General features: G+C 62.3%; 18 protein-coding genes. 11 read left to right on the top strand and 7 right to left on the bottom strand.

Annotated elements, in window-relative coordinates:
- Positions 1-207: 207 nt before the first annotated feature.
- The 6 genes from trxA to FJ419_RS04765 form a co-directional block, all read right to left on the bottom strand.
- A complete protein-coding gene (trxA, locus tag FJ419_RS04795) occupies positions 208-528 on the bottom strand; it encodes a thioredoxin (protein WP_064995677.1) in 321 nt (106 codons plus the stop codon).
- 1942 nt (positions 529-2470) lie between these two features.
- Positions 2471-3670 carry a mandelate racemase/muconate lactonizing enzyme family protein gene (locus tag FJ419_RS04785; protein ID WP_140688023.1) on the bottom strand — a complete coding sequence of 400 codons (1200 nt, stop codon included), beginning with the start codon at positions 3668-3670 and terminating at the stop codon, positions 2471-2473.
- A 9-nt stretch (positions 3671-3679) separates the two neighbouring features.
- A complete protein-coding gene (locus tag FJ419_RS04780; RefSeq protein ID WP_140688021.1) occupies positions 3680-4006 on the bottom strand; it encodes an NIPSNAP family protein in 327 nt (108 codons plus the stop codon).
- A 101-nt stretch (positions 4007-4107) separates the two neighbouring features.
- Positions 4108-5466, bottom strand: coding sequence for a mandelate racemase/muconate lactonizing enzyme family protein (locus FJ419_RS04775; RefSeq protein ID WP_140688019.1), 1359 nt, complete (start codon positions 5464-5466; stop codon positions 4108-4110).
- A 58-nt stretch (positions 5467-5524) separates the two neighbouring features.
- Positions 5525-6691, bottom strand: a complete 1167-nt coding sequence (locus FJ419_RS04770; RefSeq protein WP_140688017.1) for a mandelate racemase/muconate lactonizing enzyme family protein — start codon at positions 6689-6691, stop codon at positions 5525-5527.
- A gap of 45 nt (positions 6692-6736) precedes the next feature.
- Positions 6737-7447 (bottom strand): GntR family transcriptional regulator, encoded by a 711-nt coding sequence (locus FJ419_RS04765; protein WP_140688014.1) that lies wholly within the window; start codon positions 7445-7447, stop codon positions 6737-6739.
- Between the two features lie 219 nt (positions 7448-7666).
- Between FJ419_RS04765 and FJ419_RS04760 the strand changes: the two genes are divergently transcribed.
- The 6 genes from FJ419_RS04760 to FJ419_RS04735 all read left to right on the top strand — a co-directional run bounded on the left by FJ419_RS04760 (position 7667) and on the right by FJ419_RS04735 (position 14135).
- Complete coding sequence (locus FJ419_RS04760; protein WP_140688012.1) at positions 7667-9148, top strand: sugar ABC transporter substrate-binding protein; 1482 nt, start codon at positions 7667-7669, stop codon at positions 9146-9148.
- Between the two features lie 77 nt (positions 9149-9225).
- The gene (locus FJ419_RS04755) at positions 9226-10185 is read left to right on the top strand and encodes a sugar ABC transporter permease (protein WP_140542123.1); all 960 of its coding nucleotides are present in this window, start codon (positions 9226-9228) and stop codon (positions 10183-10185) included.
- Positions 10182-11072, top strand: coding sequence for a carbohydrate ABC transporter permease (locus FJ419_RS04750; RefSeq protein ID WP_140636295.1), 891 nt, complete (start codon positions 10182-10184; stop codon positions 11070-11072). Before FJ419_RS04755 ends, FJ419_RS04750 begins: the two co-directional genes overlap by 4 nt.
- A 12-nt stretch (positions 11073-11084) precedes the next feature.
- Entirely contained in the window at positions 11085-12182 is a 1098-nt protein-coding gene (locus FJ419_RS04745; RefSeq protein WP_140688010.1) for an ABC transporter ATP-binding protein, read from the top strand.
- Positions 12183-12209: 27 nt separating this feature from the next.
- Positions 12210-13373 (top strand): mandelate racemase/muconate lactonizing enzyme family protein, encoded by a 1164-nt coding sequence (locus FJ419_RS04740; protein WP_140688006.1) that lies wholly within the window; start codon positions 12210-12212, stop codon positions 13371-13373.
- 24 nt (positions 13374-13397) lie between these two features.
- Positions 13398-14135 (top strand): ribonuclease activity regulator RraA, encoded by a 738-nt coding sequence (locus tag FJ419_RS04735; RefSeq protein WP_140688004.1) that lies wholly within the window; start codon positions 13398-13400, stop codon positions 14133-14135.
- 82 nt (positions 14136-14217) lie between these two features.
- Here the strand turns inward: FJ419_RS04735 and tssH are convergent, their stop codons facing one another.
- The gene (tssH, locus tag FJ419_RS04730; RefSeq protein WP_140688002.1) at positions 14218-17025 is read right to left on the bottom strand and encodes a type VI secretion system ATPase TssH; all 2808 of its coding nucleotides are present in this window, start codon (positions 17023-17025) and stop codon (positions 14218-14220) included.
- Positions 17026-17360: 335 nt separating this feature from the next.
- Here tssH and tssA point away from each other — a divergent pair, with 335 nt between their 5' ends.
- The 5 genes from tssA (at position 17361) to tssE (ending at position 21843) form a co-directional block, all read left to right on the top strand.
- On the top strand, positions 17361-18530 hold the full coding sequence (gene tssA / locus FJ419_RS04725) for a type VI secretion system protein TssA (RefSeq protein WP_140687999.1): 1170 nt from the start codon (positions 17361-17363) through the stop codon (positions 18528-18530).
- Between the two features lie 6 nt (positions 18531-18536).
- Positions 18537-19073: a type VI secretion system contractile sheath small subunit gene (gene tssB, locus FJ419_RS04720; protein ID WP_140542130.1), complete on the top strand. Its 537-nt coding sequence runs from the start codon at positions 18537-18539 to the stop codon at positions 19071-19073.
- 3 nt (positions 19074-19076) lie between these two features.
- Positions 19077-20582, top strand: coding sequence for a type VI secretion system contractile sheath large subunit (gene tssC, locus FJ419_RS04715; RefSeq protein ID WP_140636303.1), 1506 nt, complete (start codon positions 19077-19079; stop codon positions 20580-20582).
- 72 nt (positions 20583-20654) lie between these two features.
- Complete coding sequence (locus FJ419_RS04710) at positions 20655-21104, top strand: Hcp family type VI secretion system effector (RefSeq protein ID WP_164772067.1); 450 nt, start codon at positions 20655-20657, stop codon at positions 21102-21104.
- Positions 21091-21843, top strand: a complete 753-nt coding sequence (gene tssE / locus FJ419_RS04705; protein ID WP_140687996.1) for a type VI secretion system baseplate subunit TssE — start codon at positions 21091-21093, stop codon at positions 21841-21843. Before FJ419_RS04710 ends, tssE begins: the two co-directional genes overlap by 14 nt.

Here is a 21843-nt window from a genome sequence, read left to right as displayed (position 1 = left end):
TCACGCGAACCTGCAACGGCATGCGTGAAAGCTGCGGCATTCACGCAACGGCAACTGCCTCGACAACGCCCCAGTGAAAAGCTTCCTCGCCACTCGTTCGTTCCGGCATAAAGCGGAAGCACAAAGGGCTGAGCCCTGTACAAATGCCAATAAATCACTATGAACCCACGGGGCGGATCTACGGTTTCTTCATTTGAGCGACCTCGATCAGGCAGCGTTCGAAATCCAGTTCAAAAGAGCTGTCTTCGGTTTGGCGCCGACCGAGAAATCGGCCACTTCGCCGCCTTTGAAGATCGCAAGCGTCGGAATGGAGCGCACGCCCAATTGGGCGGCGAGTTCCGGGTTTTCATCGATGTTAAGCTTGGCGATCTTGATCTTGCCTTCCATCTCGACGGAGATTTCCTCGAGGCTCGGAGCAATCATCTTGCAGGGATCGCACCATTCGGCCCAGAAATCGACGACGACGGGTGCTGCGGATTCCAGAACTTCCGACTGGAAGTTATCGATATCGACTTTCACGGTAGCCATGGCTGCTCCTTTGACCGAAGAATTGTTGAATCAAATGTGACGGTTTCCGGCTTAGCCGAACGCTGTTTCCACTTTGACTGAGCCCGAGTTAGATGATGTAAGTTTTGCCAGCGGCAAATGGACCTTCGTTCAACATCGAATGCGCCGATTGGAGCGTGTCCTGCAATGAAGATCCAAAGTTCTGAAGGGTCAACGTCGAAACGGGTTACATTCGTAATGTGGATAGATCGGACATGCTGGACCGGCTCGCAAGCATGGGATCTCCGAAGCGACGATCTACAATTGGAAGCCCGCGGCAAGGCCTGGCAGATAGTCTGCCCCTGTCGCCGGACGGCATCGCGCACGATAACCATGACGTGACAGCGCAACGGACGGTGCGACCAGATGATCTGCGAGGGGAAACGCCACGCCGGCTTGGCTTGCCAATGACTTCAATGCCAACCCACGGCATAGAGGGGTCCGGTAAGCTTGGCGCCATTGTCATTGGCGAAGCCGTCGGCGAGCACCACGATTTCGTCGAGGACCGGCCGCGATAGCCCGCTTTATCGGAGTGGAACGCAGGGCAGTGGCGTTGCGACAAAAAAGCTCGCGGCCTGCGGCCCGCGCCCGTCATCCCGTTCTGCCAAGCGAAATGTCGTCGAGATCCTCTTCGATCACCCCAGCCGCGTATAGCTGATCGAGCAGGTCGGCGATGGCAAGGACGCTCGCTGCATCCGTGACCCCCATAATCAGCTCCGAGGCTGTACAGTTCCCGCTCGCGATTAGATGACAATGGAAATCGGAACCACCCCGTCGAGCACTCGATGCTGAATGTTCCGTGAGCGGAGATGGAAGCAGTGGTCCCCCGCCTCGTGTTGCAGGTCTCCGCGGAAGCGAATTGGCCGGTTGGGAGGCGGGTTTTCGAGCATATTCGTCGACGATGCCATCGAGACCCTCCCGGAACTCGTCGGGCGTGCTGAAGACACGTTGAGACATTATTCGGTACCCGAGAGGCCAGCGTTCGTTACCGGCGTCACCAGTTGTAAACGTCCCTGCCGCATATTTGCCAGAGAGCCAGAAACACAGGCGATAGTCGTGGGACAGCCCTCCGGCACGGCGATTGCGGCATCTTTGCCGGACGCCCTCCTCCGCGCGCGTGCGCGCCCGGTGAAAGCCTTTGCGATCGGCCCGTCCTTGCCCCGCAGGATGAATTCGACCCCATCAGGTCCTCGGGCGAAAACGCCGCGTGTATCTGATTATGATCGTCCGTGCTTAGCACCGAGAAACGATTGGTCACGCGACCGTGGCGTTCAAACAGTTCGAGCATGCGGTTGGCAGTTCGCCCGTGATTTGATGGTAGTCGAACAGAAAACGGTCATACTCCGAGTGTCGATCGGGTCTGTGGCCCAGCAACAGAGTCCAGTGCGGCACGCGACATGGGCCGAATTGCTGCCGATCACATCACCATCGCAATGCGAGTTGGCGATCAGGTTGACCGTCAGGGAAAGTACGGCTCGAGTGAGGCGTTAGGCACTTCGACATCCCAGGTAAGAGCCCTCCATTGCCGAATTTGGTCTAAGTGTCCGCGTCCAGGTGACCAAAACTCACTTTAATGGCTGCGATGAGGGCGAAGCAGTCGTTCAGGAATTTTGTCCGCAGGGGACACTCTGTCCAAGTTGCAAACATCGCATGGCAAATACATGTGACTTGATTGTCGATGGATAGGTGATAAGTCGCTGCGATGCTCGACTGCATCTAGGGTGCGGCGGCGTCGGACCGAAAGGCAATGTTCGGGAACCGAACCAATCCACAGAAATATTTTGTTGGTATTTTTGTTGGTCAGCGCTGCTGCTGCTTCATAACTATGCAATTGAGAAACCAAGTGCTATTTTCTCTGCTTGGATTCCGCCTCTGGGCACCATCCCCTCTCCCACGATAGTCCCTTTCGCCGACGCTTCTACGCTCAGTCGAAGAAGCCCGCATCCTCTTCCCTGAGATACTTCCGGGCCGCCTCGGCGTCGATATCGAGCCCCAGCCCCGGCGCTTCCAGCAGGTCCACCATGCTGTCCTTCACGATCTGCGACGGCAGGCCGATGACGATGTCTTCCCACCAGGGATCGGAGGCGCTCGGATATTCGAAGGCGATGTAGTTGGCGGGCAAGGTGGCGCAGACATTGATCAGCGCGCCGAGGCCGAGCAGGCCGTTCGCGACGCCGTGCGGCGCCATCAGGATGGAATGCATGTAGGCGTGCTCGGCCACCCATTTGAGCTCGGCGATGCCGCCGATATCGGCCGGATCGGGGCCGATGACGCGCACCGCCTGCGTCTCGATCAGCTCCTTGAAATTGTGCCGCAGGTAGATCTGCTCGCCGGTATGGATCGGCGTCGAGGTGGAGGTGGTCAGCTCCCGATAGGCTTGCGGATTGACCCACGGCACATAGTCGCCGGTCAGCATGTCCTCCAGCCACATCAAATTGTACTTCTCGACCGCGCGGGCGAATTTGATCGCGTCGGGCAACATCCAGCCCGGACCGCAGTCGAGCGCCAGGCTCACCTTGTCGCCCAGCACCTCCTTCATCGCGATCACGCAGTCGAGCATGTGATTGAAGCCGCGCTCACTGATAACGCCCTGATCCATGGCGCCGTGATAGCCGGCCTTGTTCTGCGTCACGCCGTAATGGAAGCCCTCGATGGTGTCCTTCATATTGGAATGGAACGAGATGCCCTGCTTGATCATGAAGAAGTTCTGCGGCTGCTCCATCATCCATTTGACGTCGGCGGCGTAGTCCTCCGGCCGGTCGCCGGCGCGCTTGCGGCGGATCGAGCCGTTATAGACGCGCACCTTGTCGCGCACCTTGCCGCCGAGCAGCTTATAGACGGGAACGCCGGCGGCCTTGCCGGCAATGTCCCACAGCGCATGCTCGATCGCGCTTACCGCCGCGCCATAGGGCTTGAACGAGCCGCGCTGGCGGATCTTCAGCATCACCCGCTCGACGTCGGTCGGATCCTCGCCGATCAGCGCCTCGCGGAAATGCAGCACGAAGGGCTTGAGGTAGGTCTTGGTGAACTCGACCTCGCCAAGGCCGTAAAGACCCTCGTCGGTCACGATGCGCACGATGGGGTGCTGGCCGATGACGGCGCAGCGCAGGTCGGTGATCTTCATGGCGCAGTCCTAGTTCACAGACGAGAAAGCCGTCGGCGTGAGCATCTGGCTGCTGATATTGGCGATGATCTGGCCGTCGCGCTCAGACTCGTCCCGGGCCCTGTGCCATGCCGGATCGGTGACGAAAGCCGCCCATTTCGCCTCACGCTCGGCCAGCGTTTCCCAGGCGAGGAAATAGGTGAGGCGATTGCTGTTTTCGCCGATCGCCGTGGTGAAAAAACCGGCCTGGCGGATGCCATGCCTCTCCCAGATGGCCAGAGTTTGGTCGGAAAAGCGCTTGAGCAAAGCCGGCAGCCTGCCCGGCAGGCAGTCATAGATACGCAGTTCGTAGATCATGATTTCGTCCGTTTCCTTCTTCATCTCCGCCTTAGGAGAGGTCGACACGAATGGTCGGTCGTTGGTCCTGTGAACCTGGGGAATGAGAGCGGGCGGTCTGGCTAACTCCAGGTCCGGTCCCAGCTATATTCATTGTCCCAATGCTCGGTGGATTGCCATATCCCCCTGACACCGGGCTGCAGATGCTGCGCGATTACTTCATCGACGACGTCGTCGATTCCCAAGCCCGGTCTGTCCGGAACAGTGATGAAGCCGTCCTTCACCAGCGGTTTGGGCAGGCCGGTAACAATATCGTCCCACCAGTCGACATCGGCGGAATGATATTCAAGCGCCAAGAAGTTCTCGGTCGCGGCCGCGACATGTGCAGCGGCCATCGCAGCGATCGGGCTTTCGGCCATGTGGATCGCCATGGCGACGCCGTGGTCCTGCGCCATGTCGCCGATCTTCTTGGTCTCGAGGATACCGCCGCTGGTGAGCAGATCAGGATGGACTATGGAGAGGCCGCCGCTCTTCAGCAGAGGCTCGAAACCTTCCTTCAGGTAGATGTCCTCGCCGGTGCAGATCGGCACCGAGGTCGCCTGCTGCAATTGCCGGTATTGCTCGGTGTACTGCCAGGGGATGACATCCTCGAGCCACGCCGGGACATATTTCTCGATGCGGCGCGACAGGCGTATGCCGTCCCGCAGAGAGATGTGGCCGACATGGTCGATGGCCAAAGGGACCTCATAGCCGATGACCTCGCGAACCTCGTGGATGTACCGCTCGAGAAGGTCGATGCCCTTCTCGGTGAAATGCAGACCGGTGAACGGGTGCCGCACGTTCTGCGCGTCATAGGCGAGGTTGCGGGCCTTGCGCTCCTCGAGCGTGCCGCCACGGCCGCGCGGATTGGCGCGAAACCCTTCGAGCGTGCTGGCGGGCGCGACCACGGCGCCCGGAATGTGGGCGATCTGCATCAAGCCGAGATCCATCTTCAGGAAGGTGAACCCGCGGTCCATGCGTTCCTTGAGGCGCTTGCCGGTCTCGGTGCCGCTCGGTTTCTCGGCATCGGTATCGCAATAGACGCGCACGTGATCGCGGAACTTGCCGCCCAGCATCTGGTAGATTGGCACGCCATAGGCCTTGCCGGCGATATCCCATAGCGCGATCTCGACCGCCGACACACCGCCGCCTTGCCGCCCGTGGCCGCCGAACTGCTTGATGCGTCGGAACAGGCGGTCGACATCGCAGGGGTTTTCGCCGAGCAGCCGGCTCTTCAACATCAGCGCATAAGTGGCGCTGGCGCCGTCGCGCACCTCGCCAAGCCCGACGATGCCCTGGTTGGTGTAGATCTTGAGCAGCGCCGAGGTGAACGGCGCGCCGACGATCTCGGCCACCCGCATATCGGTGATGCGGAGCTCGGACGGCTTGGAATTGGTGTTCACCCGATTGAGGGCCTCGTCGGCTGCATCCGTCTTCGGCATGACTTATCCTCGTTCTCGTCGATGGTTATGCCCCTCGCCTGGCCCGCACAGGTCGTTGCTAGCCCAACTCGATCTCGTGGGCCTGCAGGTAGTCGCGATTCATCTCGACACCGAGACCCGGCTTCGAGGTCAGCCTGAGGCTGCCGTTCGAAACGTCGAGCGGCCTGTCGATGAGGTGATCGTATTTGGAGAGGTCCCACTCCGAGGTTTCGAGCTTGTAGAAGTTGGGAACGGTCATCATCACTTGCGCCCCCGCGACCACGTTGATCGGTCCGGCGGCGTCATGCGGCGAAACCGGCACATAGTAGGCTTCGCAAAGGGCAGAAATCTTCTTGAGCTCGGTGATGCCGCCGGTCCAGGTGACGTCCGGCATGATGTAGTCGGCGAGCTTGTTCTCGAGCACCGGCACGAAATCCCACTTCGTGTGGCCGCGCTCGCCCCACGAGATGGCGGCCCTGACCTTGTCGCGCACCTGCTTGAGGGCATTGAGGCTCTCGGGCGGACAGGGCTCCTCGAACCAGTCGATCTGGCCCGCCTCTTCGAGGCTGCGGCAGAGGCGAATGGCGGTCGGAACATCGAAGCGGCCATGCGCATCGATGAGGATGTCGACGTCGGGACCCGCCGTCTCACGGATCAGCGCCGTCAGTTCGGCGGCCTCGCGCTCGTCCCTGCGGGTCATGCCGCCGTCGAGGTAGCCGTCACGCCCTTCGCGGGCCATCCCATCGACGCTGGGGCCCTGATGGGGAAAAGGGTCGAACTTTAGACCGGTGTGCCCGGACTCGACGATATCTCGGATCTCGCGGACCACCGCTTCCTTGCTGGTGAATTTGGCCTGGTTGGGATGAGTGTAAAGCGCGATTTCATCGCGCACCGGTCCGCCCAGCAGCTCATAGATCGGCTTGCCGAGGACTTTGCCGCGGATGTCCCAGAGGGCTATGTCGATGGCGCTCACGCATTCGACGGCGGCGCCGCGGCTGCCCATATAGGTGAAGCTGCGGAACATCTTGTGCCAGAGATATTCGATACGGGCCGGGTCCTCGCCCGTGACGGCGATGCCGATCTGCCGCAGGATCGTGCAGAGCGCGCGGTTGGCGAGCTTTGTCGTGGTGGTGATCTCCCCCCAGCCGCTCACCCCCTCGTCGGTCGTCACTTCGACGAACAGATACTCGCCCCAATAGGACGCGTCGGACTTGATCAGCCATGGCCGAATGCTGGTGATTTTCATCTCAACTACCCTTTTTGAAGTGGCCAGGATGATGTTGCCGATCGGCTATCCGGCTCGAGCCGCAATGCGCGCGCGCATGTGTTCGAGCACATGCCGGCCGGAGCCCTCGACATGGCGGGCAATGAGTTCGGCAGCCTTCTCGGCGTCTCCCGATTTAACCAGCGCGATGAGCTCGCGGTGCTCGCGGATGATCGCGGCGCGTCTGGCAAGCGTGAAATTGAACCGTCGGCTGACCGCCCTCAGCACCTCGCGATGCTTCCACCAGAGCTCGGCCGCATGGCGGTTATAATGCCGCTGGTACATCACGGTGTGGAAGGCGGTATCGAGCTCGCTGTGCCTGAACGTGTCGACAAAATTGTTCTCCTCGATCAGGTCCTGGAGACGTTCGAGCTCGGCGATATCCTCGTCGGTGGCCATGTTCACGAACCATCGCGTCAGGGCGGGTTCGATCAGCACGCCGATCTCGTAGACATCCCGGACAAAGTCCTGATCTATGGGTCGCACGCGCGCCCCGCGATTGGGGCTGAAGATGACAAAGCCCTCTCCGCGCAACAATTGCAGGGCCTCGCGCACCGGGTTGGTCGAGGTGCCGTGACGCCGGGCAAGATCGGCGACCACAAGCCGTTCGTTGGCGGCTAGCCGTCCCTCGATGATGTCATCCCTGATCAGTTCATAAAGCGAGGCGCCCTCGCTGGAAGCCCCGATGGGGTCAATTCCCGCAGGTGGCTCCGCTTTGAAATCGCTTGTCTCGGCCAAGGCCCATCTCCCCCAAGTGAATACACCCTCCGCCCTATATCACGCTCGGTTTCGATAAAACAATGTACGATTCTTCGCGTTGACAGATAATCTGTGATCTGAAAACGTACAAAGTCGTCGAAGGGATACATTAGAACCGGCAAATATCCCGCGATCGAACGAGCAACGACCGCTTGCCTCGACGCAGAGCGGCACGGGAGAGAAACCTGGAGGATACCTATGACGAGGATTACGCTCGGCGGTGCCGTCCTGCGCGGCACTGTCTCCACTGCGTTACTGGCATCGTTGATGGCCGTGCCGGCGCTGGGCGCGCCGCCGGTCGACCTGAACAAGTGGTCGCCGGAATATGTGCGCTCCATTGCGGGCACGCAGGATTTTGACACTGCGGGCGATTGCGCCAAGGTCACCCCGCTCGACTACAAGGGACGACTGACCTTCTGGTATCAGGGCGTGTTCGAGGGCGACCCGGACCTTTTGCGCCAGTACTACAAGGATTTCTTCGCGACCTTCCGCAAGACCTATCCGAACATCCAGCTCGAGGAACAAGCCCTCACCTACAACGACCTTCTCGACAAGTTCCGCACGGCGCTGCTCGGCAACGCGGCGCCGATGGCGGTCCGCCTGCAAATTCTGGGCGGCACCGAGTTCGCCTCGAAGGGCTATCTGCAGCCGCTCAAGCCTGAGGATGTGGGGTATTCGACCGAGGACTTCTGGCCCGGCGCCATGAAGGCCGTCACCTGGGACGGCGTGACCTACGGCATTCCGACCAACAACGAGACGATGGCGTTCATCTGGAACGCCGACATCTTCAAGCGCGCGGGCCTCGATCCGAACAAGCCCCCTTCGACCTGGGACGACGTCGTCAAATATTCCAAGCAAATCCACGACAAGCTTGGCATTGCCGGCTACGGCCTGGTGGCGCGCAAGAATGCCGGCAACACGCCTTACCGCTTCATGCCGCAGCTGTGGGCCTATGGCGGCGGCGTCTTCGACGAGGCTACCCCCAACCCCACCTACAAGCAGATCGAGCTCGACAGCCCGCAGAGCAAGGCGGCGCTGCAGGCCTCCTACGACATGTATGTTCGCGACAAATCGGTTCCGGTCTCGGCGCTCACCAACCAGCAGGCCGACAACCAGCCCCTGTTTCTCGCCGGCCAACTCGGCATGATGATCTCGCATCCGTCCGACTACAACGTCATGCTCGACCTGCAGAAGAAGGCGACGGGCACCGACAAGGACAAGGCACAGACGGTCATCGACAACATGCGCTACGGCCTGATTCCGACCGGCCCGGACGGCAAGCGCGCCGTCGTGTTCGGCGGCTCGAACATCCACATCCTGAAGCCCGAATATGTCGAGGGGGGCAAGGTGGACGAGCCGGCCGCAAAGGCCATCATCTGCATGTGGACGAGCCCGGAATGGTCGCTGAAGATGGCCTATGCCGGATCGAACCCGGGCAACCTCAACGGCTTCAAGACCAAATGGATGAAGGAACGTCTGGACAACATCAAGTTCCTCGACGTCACGACCTCGATGCTGCCATACGGCATCCCGTTCCCGGCGCTGCCGCAGTCGCCCGAAATCATGAACATCATCGTCCCGGACATGCTGCAGAATGCCCTGACCGGAGCGATGACCGTCGACCAGGCGGCGGACGACGCGGCCAAGAAGGTGAAAGACCTGATGGGAGGCGGGCTCTAATGCGGGCCTGACCGACGATCCGATCGGCTGCGCCGCGAGCGCGGCCGATACTTCCCCAAGAACAAGGGCGCGCTACAGTGACGATCGCGACCGGCAAGGCCGAGGCTCGCCGCAGATTGCAACCCGCCGGGTCGGGCTTGCTCCGCAGCATCTGGGAGCATCGCGCCGACTACGCGTATGTGCTTCCCGCGATTGCCGTGATGCTCATCGTCATCGCCTATCCGATCTACTACACAATCGAATTATCCTTCTTCAACACCCCGCCCGGCCTGCAGCTCCGCGACAAGATCTTCGTCGGCATCAACAACTACACGGCCATCCTCACAAGCGAGGTGTTCTGGAAGGTCACCTGGAATACGCTTATCTGGACAGCGGCCTCTACTTTCATTTCCTTCGTCCTTGGCTTTTGCGCCGCGCTGGCGCTCCACCGCGACTTTGTCGGCCGCGGTATCCTGCGCGCCATCCTGATCATTCCCTGGGTCATCAGCGCGGTCGCCGCTTCCTATATCTGGAAGTGGATCTACCATTCGGATTTCGGGGTCATCGGCGCGGTGCTGGTTGGCCTCGGATTGGCCGGAGGGCCGCCGAATTTCATCGACAATGTCAGCACGGTGCTGCCCTCCCTGATCGTCGTCAATATCTGGCGCGAGTTTCCGTTTGCCATGATCATGATGATGGCCGGCCTGCAGACGGTTCCCGACCAGTTGCTGCGCGCCGCGACAGTCGACGGGGCCAATGCATGGCAGCGTTTTTGGCACGTCACCTTCCCGCATTTGAGAAACGTCTCGACGGTGACGATCCTGCTGCTCGCGGTAGCCAACTTCAACTCCTTCATCATCCCATGGATCATGACCGGAGGCGGGCCGTCCAACGCGTCGCATATCTGGATCACCCACATTTATGAGCTTGCCTTCGGCCGGCAGCGCTGGGGCGTGGCGTCGGCCTATTCGGTGCTGCTGTTCTTCATCCTGATGACACTCGGCTATTTCTATGTCCGTGCGCTGAGCGGCAATGAGCGGAAGGATGGCAGCGCATGAGCACGATTGCCGAGACGGCCCCTCGAGGCCAGACCCGTCGCCGGATGCGGATCGACGGATGGCGGTGGGGCGGGCGCATATTCCTGGTGTTCATGCTGCTTTACACCGCCTTGCCGATGATCTGGATGCTGCTGACCTCGATCAAGTCCGGCTTCGCGGCGATGCAATTTCCGCCGCAATGGTGGCCGGACCAGCCTACCCTTGCCAGCTACCAGAAGCTGCTCGATCCGCAGAACAGCGTCGGCCAGGATTTCCTGCGCTTCTTCTGGAACAGCCTTTACGTTTCCACTGCCACGACCATCCTTTCGGTGATCGTGGCGGTTCCCGCGGCCTACGCGTTTTCGCGCTTCACTTTCCCGGGCCGGAACTTCCTGTTCTTCGCAGTGCTGCTCCGAAACATGTTCCCGGCGGTGATCTTTCTCGTGCCGCTGTTCATCCTGATGCGCGCGCTCGGGCTGGTGAACACGCATGGTTCGCTCATCCTCACCTATCTGACCTTCGGCCTGCCGCTGGCGATCTGGCTGCTCAAGGGCTTTTACGACAACATCCCGGTGCAGCTCGAGCAGGCGGCGCGCATCGACGGCGCTACACGGTTCCAGGCCTTCATCCTGATCGTGATGCCGCTCTCGACGCCGGGGATCATCGCCACCGCGATCTATTCCTTCATCGGCGCCTGGAACGAGTACATCTACGCCTACACCTTCCTCTCCAAGAACGAGCAGTTGACCCTGCCGGTCGGCATCCAGCGCTTCTTCTCGGAAAATACGACGGATTTCCCGGGCCTGATGGCGGCAAGCTTCATGATGAGCGTGCCCGTCGTCGTACTGTTTCTCGTCCTGCAACGATACTTCGTACGCGCCCTGACGGAAGGCGCGGTCAAGCACTAGGAGTCGCTGCCGATGGCCCACGTAGTCCTCAAAGATCTCGTCAAGACCTATGGCGGCTTCAAAGCTGTCAACGACGTCTCGCTGACGGTCAATGACGGCGAGTTCGTCGCTCTCGTCGGCCCTTCAGGCTGCGGCAAGACAACCACGCTCAATCTCGTCGCGGGACTGACCTCGGCAACATCGGGCGACATCGTCATCGGGGACCGCGTGGTCAACGGCCTCGATCCCAAGGACCGGGACATCGCGATGGTGTTCCAGAACTATGCGCTCTACCCGCAGAAATCGGTCTACAAGAACCTGGCCTTCCCGCTGCAGATGCGCAGGCTGCCCAGGGACGAGATCGACAAGAAGGTCAGGGAAGCGGCGCGCGTGCTCGATATGACGCAGTTGCTCGAGCGCAAGCCGCGCGAGCTTTCGGGTGGTCAGCAGCAGCGCGTGGCCCTGGGCCGCGCCCTCGTTCGAGATCCGGCGGTGTTCCTGATGGACGAACCGCTCTCCAATCTGGACGCAAAGCTGCGCGTGCAGATGCGCTCCGAGATCAAGCGGTTCCATCAGGACCTGAAGGCAACGATCATCTATGTGACGCACGACCAGCTGGAGGCCGTGACTATGGCGGACAGGATGGCGGTGATGAACGGCGGCTATCTGCAGCAATATGATTCGCCGGCGCAGGTTTTCGCGCATCCCGTGAACATGTTCGTCGCGAGCTTCGTGGGCAGCCCGGCGATGAGCCTTATTCCGCTCGAGGCATCGACGGCGAACGGCAGCACGGTGTTGACCAGCGCGGAGGGCTGGAGCCTTGAGCTGTCGCCGCCCAATGCGCGGAAGGTCGCGACAGCAACGACCCGGAAAGTCGTGCTCGGCGCGCGACATTCGACGATCAAGCTGCACAAGAGTTCTGTCCCCGGCACCATTCGGGCCAAGGCCTATACGGTGGAACCGACCGGAGACGTGACATTCGTTCAGGCGTTCCTGTCCGGCGCCATCGTCAATGTCAGCGTGCCGCCGAGCATTGCCGTCGCGCCCGATGAGCGGATCTGGCTCGAGTTCGACCAGGAACGGATGCATCTGTTCGACAGCGAAACCGAAATGGCCCTCAGGGCCGATTGACGCGGCGGACGCGTGGACGTGGCGCGAATGACGACGAAACTTAAGATCACCGCGATCAAGCCCTACCCAGTGTGGGTGGGAACGCGCAACCAGATGCTTGTCAAGGTCGAGACCGACCAGGGCATCTTCGGCTGGGGCGAGAGCGGCTTGAGCGGCCGCGAGAAGGCCGTGGCCGGCGCCGTCGAGCATTATCGCGAGTTCCTCGTCGGCCGCGACGCCATGCAGACCGGCCGGATCTGGCAGGAGCTTTATCGCAGCCAGTATTTCGAAGGCGGGCGGGTTCTGCAGGCGGCGATTTCCGCCATCGACATCGCCCTTCACGACATCAAGGGCAAGGCGCTGGGAGTGCCGGTCTACGAACTGCTCGGCGGCAAGCAGCGCGACCGCATCCCCACCTTCGCCTCGACCGGAGACGAGGCCGAGGGCGATGCTGCCATCGAACGCGCCAATGAGTTGCGCGCGCAGGGATGGCAGGCGATCCGCTTCTTTCCCTCCGGCCAAAGCAGCAAGGACATCTTCGAGCCGCGCGGTTCGATAGGCGCTACGGCGAGCATGCTGAACAAGGCGCGCGAAGCGCTGGGCGAGGACGTGGTGCTCGGCATCGACTATCATCATCGGCTGTCGGTGGCGGAGGCCGCGAGCTTCTGCAACAAGCTCGGCCGCGGCGTGCTCGATTTCCTCGAGGAGCCGATACGCGACGAGACGCCGGAGGCCTACAAGTCCCTGCGCAGGATGACCGACATCCCCTTTGCCATCGGCGAGGAATTTGCCAGCAAGTGGCAGTTCCTGCCCTACATCGAGCGCGGCATTCATCAGTTCAACCGGCTCGATGTCTGCAATGTCGGCGGGCTCACCGAAGCGATGAAGGTCGCGGGCTGGAGCGAGGCGCATTATGTGGACCTGATGCCGCACAATCCGCTCGGTCCGGTGTGCACCGCCGCGACCGTGCATCTGGCCGCCGCGGTGCCCAACTTCGCCTGGCTCGAAACCAGGGCGCCCGAAAGGAAGCTGGGCTTCGACAATTCCGACTTCTTCCCTGTGCAGCCGCGGCTCGACGGGACCGATTATCCGGTCGGCGATCTGCCGGGGCTCGGCGTCGAGGTCAACGAGGAGGCGATCAAGGCGCAGAGTTTCCGCTTCTGGGAAGCGCCGCATCTCAAACGCCGCGACGGTTCCGTCACCAACTGGTAGTTCCAACTCATCCGGAGTTCGACAATGACGCATATTCCCGACATCACGCGTCCGCCCAAGGACCTGATCGACGCGCTGAAAGAGATCGGCGCCGCGACGGTGGCCGGCACGCTCGGCCACATGGGCTTCCGCAGTCCGCACATGGTCGGCCCGGTGGCGCAGAACCATGGCAAGTCGATCGTCGGGCCGGCGCTGACGCTGCAATTCCTGCCGCAACGGCCGGACCTGTTCGACGAGGGAGAATATGCCGATCCCGAGACGCAACTGCACCGGCACGTGCTCTACCATGCGCAGGAGGGCGACGTGGTCGTGGTCGACGCCCGCGGCAATATGAGCTCGGGGGTCTTCGGCGATATGATGTCGACCTATTTCAAGGGCAGAGGCGGCGCGGGCATCGTCATCGATGGATGCATGCGCGACCGGCCCAATGTCGAAAAGCTCGATCTGCCCCTGTGGCTGCGCGGCTGGACGCCAAACTATCATGTGCAGACCAGCATCTATCCCAACGCGGTCAATGTTCCGATTGCCTGCGGCGGCGTCACGGTGATCCCCGGCGACATCATCGTCGCCGACGATGACGGCGCGGTGGTGGTTCCCGTCGCAATGGCCGCCAAGGTCATCGAAGAGGCACAGAAGCATCACGATTGGGAAGAGTTTTCACGTGAGAAGCTGATGCAGGGCGCTCCCTTGCAACGATACTATCCGCTGCACGACGATGCCCGCACAGAGTATGAGGAGTGGCGCAGGACAAGACGCCTTTGAGTTGGCAAGCGGGCTCCCAGCCCGGCGGCACGAGGCATCGACCATCCCGTCGCGCAAAGGCGGCTTCCCTCGCCATGAAGGCCTATTCGAACGAGTAGGTAAATCCTTCCGGCGACGCGCCGACGATGACTTTCGCCATCTTCTTGCCCTCGAGCGAGCGGTTGAGGACGCCGCGGCTGAGTTCCGGCAGCAGCGTGTTGGTGAGGATGGCGTCGATCATGCGGCCGCCGGACTCGATCTCCGTGCAGCGCGCCTTGACCAGGTCCATGACGCCGTCGCCGATCACCAGCTCGGCGTCGTTGGTGTCCTTGAGGCGCTTGGCGATCTTGCCGAACTGGTGACGGGCGATCGCCTCGATCATGGAATCCGACAACGGGTAATAGGGTATCGTGACGACGCGGCCGAGGAAGGCCGCCGGGAAGACCTTAAGCAGCGGGGCGCGCAGCGCGGTATCGAGATCGTCGATGCCGGTGCGCACTGTGCCGTTCCTGGTGCGATCCATGATGACGTCGGATCCGACATTTGAGGTGAGCAGGATCAGCGTGTTCTTGAAGTCGATGCGGCGGCCTTCGCTGTCGTCCATCATGCCCTTGTCGAAGACCTGGAAGAATATCTCGTGCACGTCGGGATGCGCCTTCTCGACCTCGTCGAGCAGGATCACCGAATAGGGTTTCCTGCGCACCGCCTCAGTCAGGATGCCGCCCTTGCCGTAGCCGACATAGCCGGGCGGCGCGCCCTTGAGCGTCGAGACCGTATGCGCTTCCTGGAACTCCGACATGTTGATCGAGATCAGGTTCTGCTCGCCGCCGTAAAGCGTCTCGGCAAGCGCCAGCGCGGTCTCGGTCTTGCCGACGCCGGAGGGGCCGCAAAGCAGGAACACGCCGACCGGTTTTTCCGGCGCGCCGAGCCCGGCGCGGCTGGTCTGCACGCGCCTGGCGATCATCTCCATGGCGTGATCCTGACCGACCACGCGCTCGGACAGGGTCGCGGCGAGCCTGAGCGCCTTTTCAGTCTGGCTGGACAGCATGCGTCCGGTCGGGATGCCGGTCCAGTCCTGCACCACGGCGGCGACCGCATTGCGGTCGACCGATGGCAGGATGAGCGGTGTCTCCCCCTGCGCCGCGGCAAGCTCGGCCATCAATTCGCGCAGCCGCGCCAGGTTGGCAGCGGCTTCGTCTGCCGGCTCGGCGGACATCGCTTCGGCCTTCGCAGCCTTGCCGTCGCCAGTCTTGCTCTCGCCGATCTTGCTCTCGGGAGCCCTTTGTTCAGGCGCTCTCGCCGCGCTCTCCGCGCTCTCCGCGCTCTCTGCCTCCGCAGCGGCCCCTTCGTCCGGCGCCGCATCGAGCGGCACGCCCTCGCCGCGCAATTTTGCGCGCAGGTCGAGTATCTCGGCCACCAAGGCCTTTTCCCGGTCCCAGCGCGCCTGGGCGGCGGCCAGACTTGTCTCGGTTTCCGCCAGCCCGGCGTCGACACGGGCCTGCCGGTCGGCGACGTCGATGCCGATCGCGGCCTCGCGGCCGATGATGCCGCTCTCGACCTCGAGCGCCTGCCGGCGGCGCAGAATGTCCTCGACCTCGGCCGGCGTCGCATGCTGCGAGACCGCGACGCGCGCGCAGGCGGTGTCGAGCAGGCTGACCGCCTTGTCCGGCAATTGCCTGGCCGGGATGTAGCGGTGCGACAGCGAGACCGCAGCCTCGATCGCCTCGTCTAGGATCTGCACCTTGTGGTGCTGCTCCAGCACGCCGGCAACGCCGCGCAACATCAGCACGGCCACCGCTTCCGAGGGCTCATCGATCCTGACCACCTGGAAACGGCGGGTGAGCGCCGGGTCCTTCTCGATATGCTGCTTGTACTCAGCCCAGGTCGTGGCCGCGATGGTGCGAAGCTCGCCGCGCGCCAATGCCGGTTTCAAGAGATTGGCGGCATCGCCGGTCCCGGCCGCGCCGCCGGCGCCGATCAGCGTATGCGCCTCGTCGATGAACAGGATGATCGGCACCTCTGAGGCCTGCACCTCGTCGATCACCGCCTTCAGCCGCTTCTCGAACTCGCCCTTGACGCTGGCGCCGGCCTGCATCAGTCCGACATCGAGCATGCGCACGCTGACATTCTGCAGCGTCGGCGGCACGTCGCCCTGGGCGATGCGCAACGCAAAACCCTCGACGACCGCGGTCTTGCCGACGCCGGCCTCGCCAGTCAGGATCGGGTTGTTTTGCCGACGGCGCATGAGGATATCGACGATCTGCCTGATCTCCGGGTCGCGACCGACGACAGGGTCGATCTTGCCGTCGCGGGCGCGCTGGGTGAGGTCGGTGGCGTATTTCGCCAGCGCCGAATCCCCACCCGGACCGCGCTTCATCGGTGTCTCGGCAGCGCGCTCGGCGGGCGGTGAGCCGGCCTCGAGCGAGCCTTCGGTGACATCGGCGAAGCGGGAGATGACCCCATCGGCGTCGATCTTGTCGAATTCGGCGCTGATCTTGGAGACCAGACCCTCCAGCACCGGCGTCTTCAGGCAGGCAAGCAGGATATGGGCGCTGCGCACTTCCTCGACGCCGAACTCCAGCGTCGCAAGATTCCATCCTTCCTGGATGGCGTGGAAGATGTGGTCGGAAAATTCCTCCACCGAGGTGGCGCCGTAGGGCAGCTTGTCGATGGCTCGGGTCATGTCGGCCGTCAGCCGGCTGGCATCCAGTCCGGCGTCGGCGATGATCATCTGCACATCCGAGCGCTCTGACAGCACCAGTTGCTGGATGAAATGGACAAGCTCGACATAAGGATTGCCGCGCAGCTTGGCCGTGTCGGCCGCGGCCTTGAAGGCGCGCACCCCGGTGGCGTTCAGCTTGGCGACCAGTTCCTTACGCTTGAAGCTCTGCGATGACCGGCGCTGTTCCATCGAACCTGCTCCCGCAACCCATCGATCGTACCCTGCCATATAAGCGGCGGCTTGACAAAGCCGCATGCCGGATAAGGTTTTTCGAATCTACCCGGGCGGCACCGCCCGGTTACACAAGCCTTGCAAACTCGTGGCCAACAAACACGAATGCTGCCCGGGCTATGCGAGCCATTTCACATACCGGGTCCGGCAATCGCGCAATGGGTTTGGCCGAAGAAAAAACGGTGGCGTTTAGCTTCCGTTAGTTTTTGCGCAGTTGCTCAATTGTCGTCGCATGAGGCCGGTGATAACGTTACGTCACATAGGGGTCTCAGGGCCGCTGGCTGGGGGTTGGTGTGATTGATCTCGCACTCTGGCTGAATCCTCTGAACGGTGAGAATCCGTCGGGAGAGGACTTGCGCAACGACCCGGCCTTTCATGAGCTGGAGCGCCTGGCCGAGCCTCAGCTCAAAGTTGTCCATGACGGCAACAGCAAGCCCACCTCGCAACCCAGTCCTGTCGACTGGGCGGCGGTGCTCGAAAGGGCCGAAGAGTTGCGCGCCCGCGGCCGGGACCTGCGCCTGCTGGTCATCGTCGCGCGGGCCTTGGCCAACGAGGAAGGGCTGGCCGGCCTCGCCCAAGGCCTGACGCTGATTGCGCGAACCTTCGAGCAGTATTGGGACACCATGCACCCGTCGCTGCGGACGGGCGCGCCGCGCGATGCTGCCTTGCGGCGCATCAACGCGCTGCTCGATCTGCAGAACGGCCAGGAAGGCTTGCTGGCGAACCTCAGGCAGATGGCCTTCTTCTCCCCGCGCGCGATCGGACCGATCAGCGGCCGGGACCTCGAACAGGCTGCGCTCGACGAACGCGTCATGCTCCAGGAAGCAGCCTCTGGCCTTGGGACCGCCGAAAAGGCGGCGCTGACGAGCGCCCACAATCAGCTGTTGAACCGCGTGCGCACCGGATGCGCGGCGCAAATCGATCAAGCAGCGGATGTGATGACGTCGCTGCTCGCCGACGCGCGGGCCGCGATCGCCGCCCTCGACGCGGTGGACGCCGCGCTCAATGCCCGCATCGACGGCCATGGCGCCACGGTCCCGGAATTGAAGAAGTTCCTGCAGCGTTTGCTGACGACGCTGGAGCGGAATTCCGGTGCCGGCGCCACGGCGAATGGCGCCGCGAAGGCCGCTCCGCAGGCGGCGGAACCAGCAATGCCCGCCCGCAACGGTCATGGAGCCGAGACGATGGCAAGTGTGGCAAGCCCTGTGGACGCGAGCGCCGGTCTGCCGGACCGGATCAACTCGCGTGACGAGGTCGTCAAATGCCTCGACCTCGTGGTCGCCTTCTACGACCGCACCGAACCATCCAGCCCCATTCCGCATCTGGCGCGGCGCGTGCGCCGGATGGTGCACATGGATTTCGTGGAACTGATGGAAGATCTCGCCCCGTCGGGGCTGAAGGAGTTCCGGCTGCTTGCCGGCGTTCCCGATCCCAAGAAGCCGGCCCAGAAGGATGAAAGGTAGAAAAGCATGCCAGCAGAGAGCAAAGCGAAGGTCATCGAAAGAAACCGCGCGCCGCGCGTGCAGATCGCCTACGACGTCGAAACGTACGGCAGCCCGACGACGATCGAACTGCCGTTCGTCATGGCCGTGATGGCCGACCTTGCGGGCGCTTCGCAGACCAAGGAAGCGTCGAAGTCGGTGCTCGACCGCAACTTCGTCGAAACCGACGCCAACCGCTTCCCGAAATTCATGGAGGCGATGGGGCCGCGCGTGAAGGCGCGGGTGAAGAACACCCTGCCGCAGGCCGAGGGCCAGGAGCGGGACGAAGAGCTCATGGTCGATCTCACCTTCTCCAAGATGGGGGATTTCGCGCCGGACAAGATCGCCGAGCAGGTCCCGCAACTGGCCGAGATCCTGAAGATGCGCCGTCAGCTCGAGGAGCTGCTCGGCTTCATGGACGGCCGGGTCGACGCGGAGAAGCGCATCGCGCAGCTTTTGAACAACGAGCCGCTGCTGAGCAAGATCGCCAGCCAGGCGATGGATGACGGCAAGGGCGAGGAGTAAGTCATGGCCGAACAGCAAAAGACCGCAGCCGCCACCGCCGAGGCGGAAGCCATAGATCTTGGCGAATTCAGCGGACTTCTGGAAAAGGACTTCAAGGTCAAGAAGGACGACAGCGAGAAGCTGCAGCAACTGGTGCGCAACCTGGCTTTGGCCGCACAGTCGCGCTCCGAGACCACAACCATCTCTTCCAATGCGATCAAGTCGATCAAGTCGCTGATCGCCGGCATCGACAAGATGCTGACGACGCAGGTCAACGAGATCCTGCATGCGCCGGAAGTGCGCGAGATGGAAGGCACGTGGCGCGGTCTCTGGTACCTGATCAACAACACCGAGACCGATACCAAGCTGAAGATCCGGGTGATGAACATCTCCAAGGAGCAGCTGGCCGACACGCTCGAGGATTATGAAGGCCAGATGTGGGACCAGAGCCCGATCTTCAAGAAAGTCTACACGGACGAGTATTCGATGCTGGGCGGCGAGCCGATCGGCTGCATCATCGGCGCCTACGAGTTCTCGAACCACCCGCGCGACGTCGGTCTGCTGCGCAACATCTCCGGCGTGTGCGCGTCCGCGCACACGCCGTTCATCGCCGCCGCCTCGCCGCGGCTGTTCCGCATGGACAGCTGGCAGGAACTGCCGAACCCGCAAGACCTGCAGATGATCGTGAACAACCCGGCCTATGCCTCATGGCAGTCGCTGCGCGAGAGCGAGGACGCCCGCTATATCGGGCTCACCATGCCGCGCGTGCTGGCACGCCTGCCCTACGGCTCGGAGACCGTTCCGGTTAAGGGCTTCACCTTCGAGGAGGAGGTGGGCGGCGACCATAACAAATATGTCTGGATGAATGCCGCCTTCCCGATGGGCGTCAACATCAACCGCAGCCACAAGCTCTATGGCTGGGGCACCCAGATCCGCGGCGTCGAGAACGGCGGCACGGTGCTCAACCTTCCGGTGCACGCCTTCCCGACAGACGACGGCTCGATCGCGATGAAATGCCCGACCGAGGTCGCCATCGACGACCGGCGCGAGGCGGAACTGGCCAAGCTCGGCCTGATGCCGATCCTGCACCGCAAGAATACCGACCTGGCGGCCTTCATCGGCGCGCATTCGCTGCAGGACGACGAGACGCGCGCCGGGCGCCTGGTCGACCCCGACGCCCAGTCGAACGAACGGCTGAGCGCCAACCTGCCCTACCTCTTCCCGGTGTCGCGCTTCGCGCATTACCTGAAGGCGATCGCGCGCGACAAGATCGGCTCGTTCAAGGAACGCACCGACATGCAGATCTGGTTGACCGAATGGATCAACCGGTACGTGCTGGCCAATCCAGCCTTCGCCGACGACAAGGCGCGCGCCAAGCGCCCGCTCGCTGCGGCCGAGGTCCAGGTCGACAGCGTCGAGGGCCGGCCCGGTTACTACAATGCCCGTTTCTACCTGCGTCCGCACTACCAGCTGGAAGGCATCAATGCCTCGCTCCGGCTGGTGTCGGAATTGCCGTCAGTGAAGGGCTGAAATCGCAAGCAAAGTCATCTTGTTTCGTAGCGGTGGAGAAAGACAATGCCAGAAAGAACCGATGCGCCTTCGATGAAGATCGACGGCTTCCTGAAAGTCCCGGACATCAAGGGCCCTAGCAAGCGCGACGGCCATGAAGACGAAATCGAGATTCATGGCGTCGACTACAAGATGATCGCGCCTTACGACCCCAATTCGCTGTCGCGGCGCGGCCGCGTGTCGATGGGAATGATCAAATTCTTCAAGCATTACGACAAGTCGTCGCCCTACCTGAAAAAGGCGCTGTTCGAGAACAAGGCGCTCGACGAGGTGGTGTTTTCGGCGCGCCGCACCATCGACGGCGAGACCAGCGACTATCTGGTGGTCACGCTCACCGACGCCTCGATCATGGAATACGACATGCGGCAGGCCCGCGACGAGGCGGACCTGATCGAGGAAGAAGTCAGCTTCGCCTACAAGAAGATCAAATTCGTCTACGACAAGGACGACGAGATCGAAATGGACGTCTATGTCGGCAAGTGAGGCCAAGCGGCCTGGCTCGAAAGCGCAGCTCGCGGGCAGCTCGCGGGCAAAACGCGAGGCGGTCCAGCCCTCCCTCTGGGACCGCCTCGTCAACGATCTGCCCGGGCTGACGTCGGAAATCGACGGGCTGCGCCGCCGGCTGGACGAAGAACTCGGCGCCGAGCGCGTCGAGGCTCTTCTTGCCGGCAGCGCGCGCGCCATCGATGCCGATGCCGAGTTGACATCCGAGCAGAAACGACGACTGCACAGGCTGGTCTTCCAGACCGAGCACCGCACCGAGATCGAAAGCCGCGGCGTGGTGGTGTCGGCGCGCGTGCTCAGGGAAGCGGTCCGACGCGACATCGAGGCCCTGTTCAACACCGAGCGTTTCGAGTCCGTGCCGATGCTTTCCGACGCCGAGCATGAACAGCCTTTGGACGAATTGCCGCCGCTCGCCGACTTTCCGGAAGTGCGCCGCAGCGTCGTCAATTACGGCGTGCCGTCCTTTTCGGGCCGCTCGTCGCGGGATTTCGACCGCGATACTTTAGCGCGCGAGATCCGCGCGGTGCTCGCCACCTTCGAGCCGCGTCTCAAGGAGAGCGCCACGACCGTCAACGTCACGCTTGGCGACAAGACCGTCGGTCTCAAGATCGAGATCGACGCCGTGCTGATCATGACGCCGACGCCGGAACGCATGCGGTTGCGCACCACGATCAATCTCGACAACGGCTTGGCGCGAACCGAATTCCGGGAGACCTGA

The organism is Mesorhizobium sp. B2-6-2 (assembly GCF_006440615.1).
Lineage (GTDB): Bacteria > Pseudomonadota > Alphaproteobacteria > Rhizobiales > Rhizobiaceae > Mesorhizobium.
This window is presented reverse-complemented; position numbering and strand designations above follow the sequence as displayed.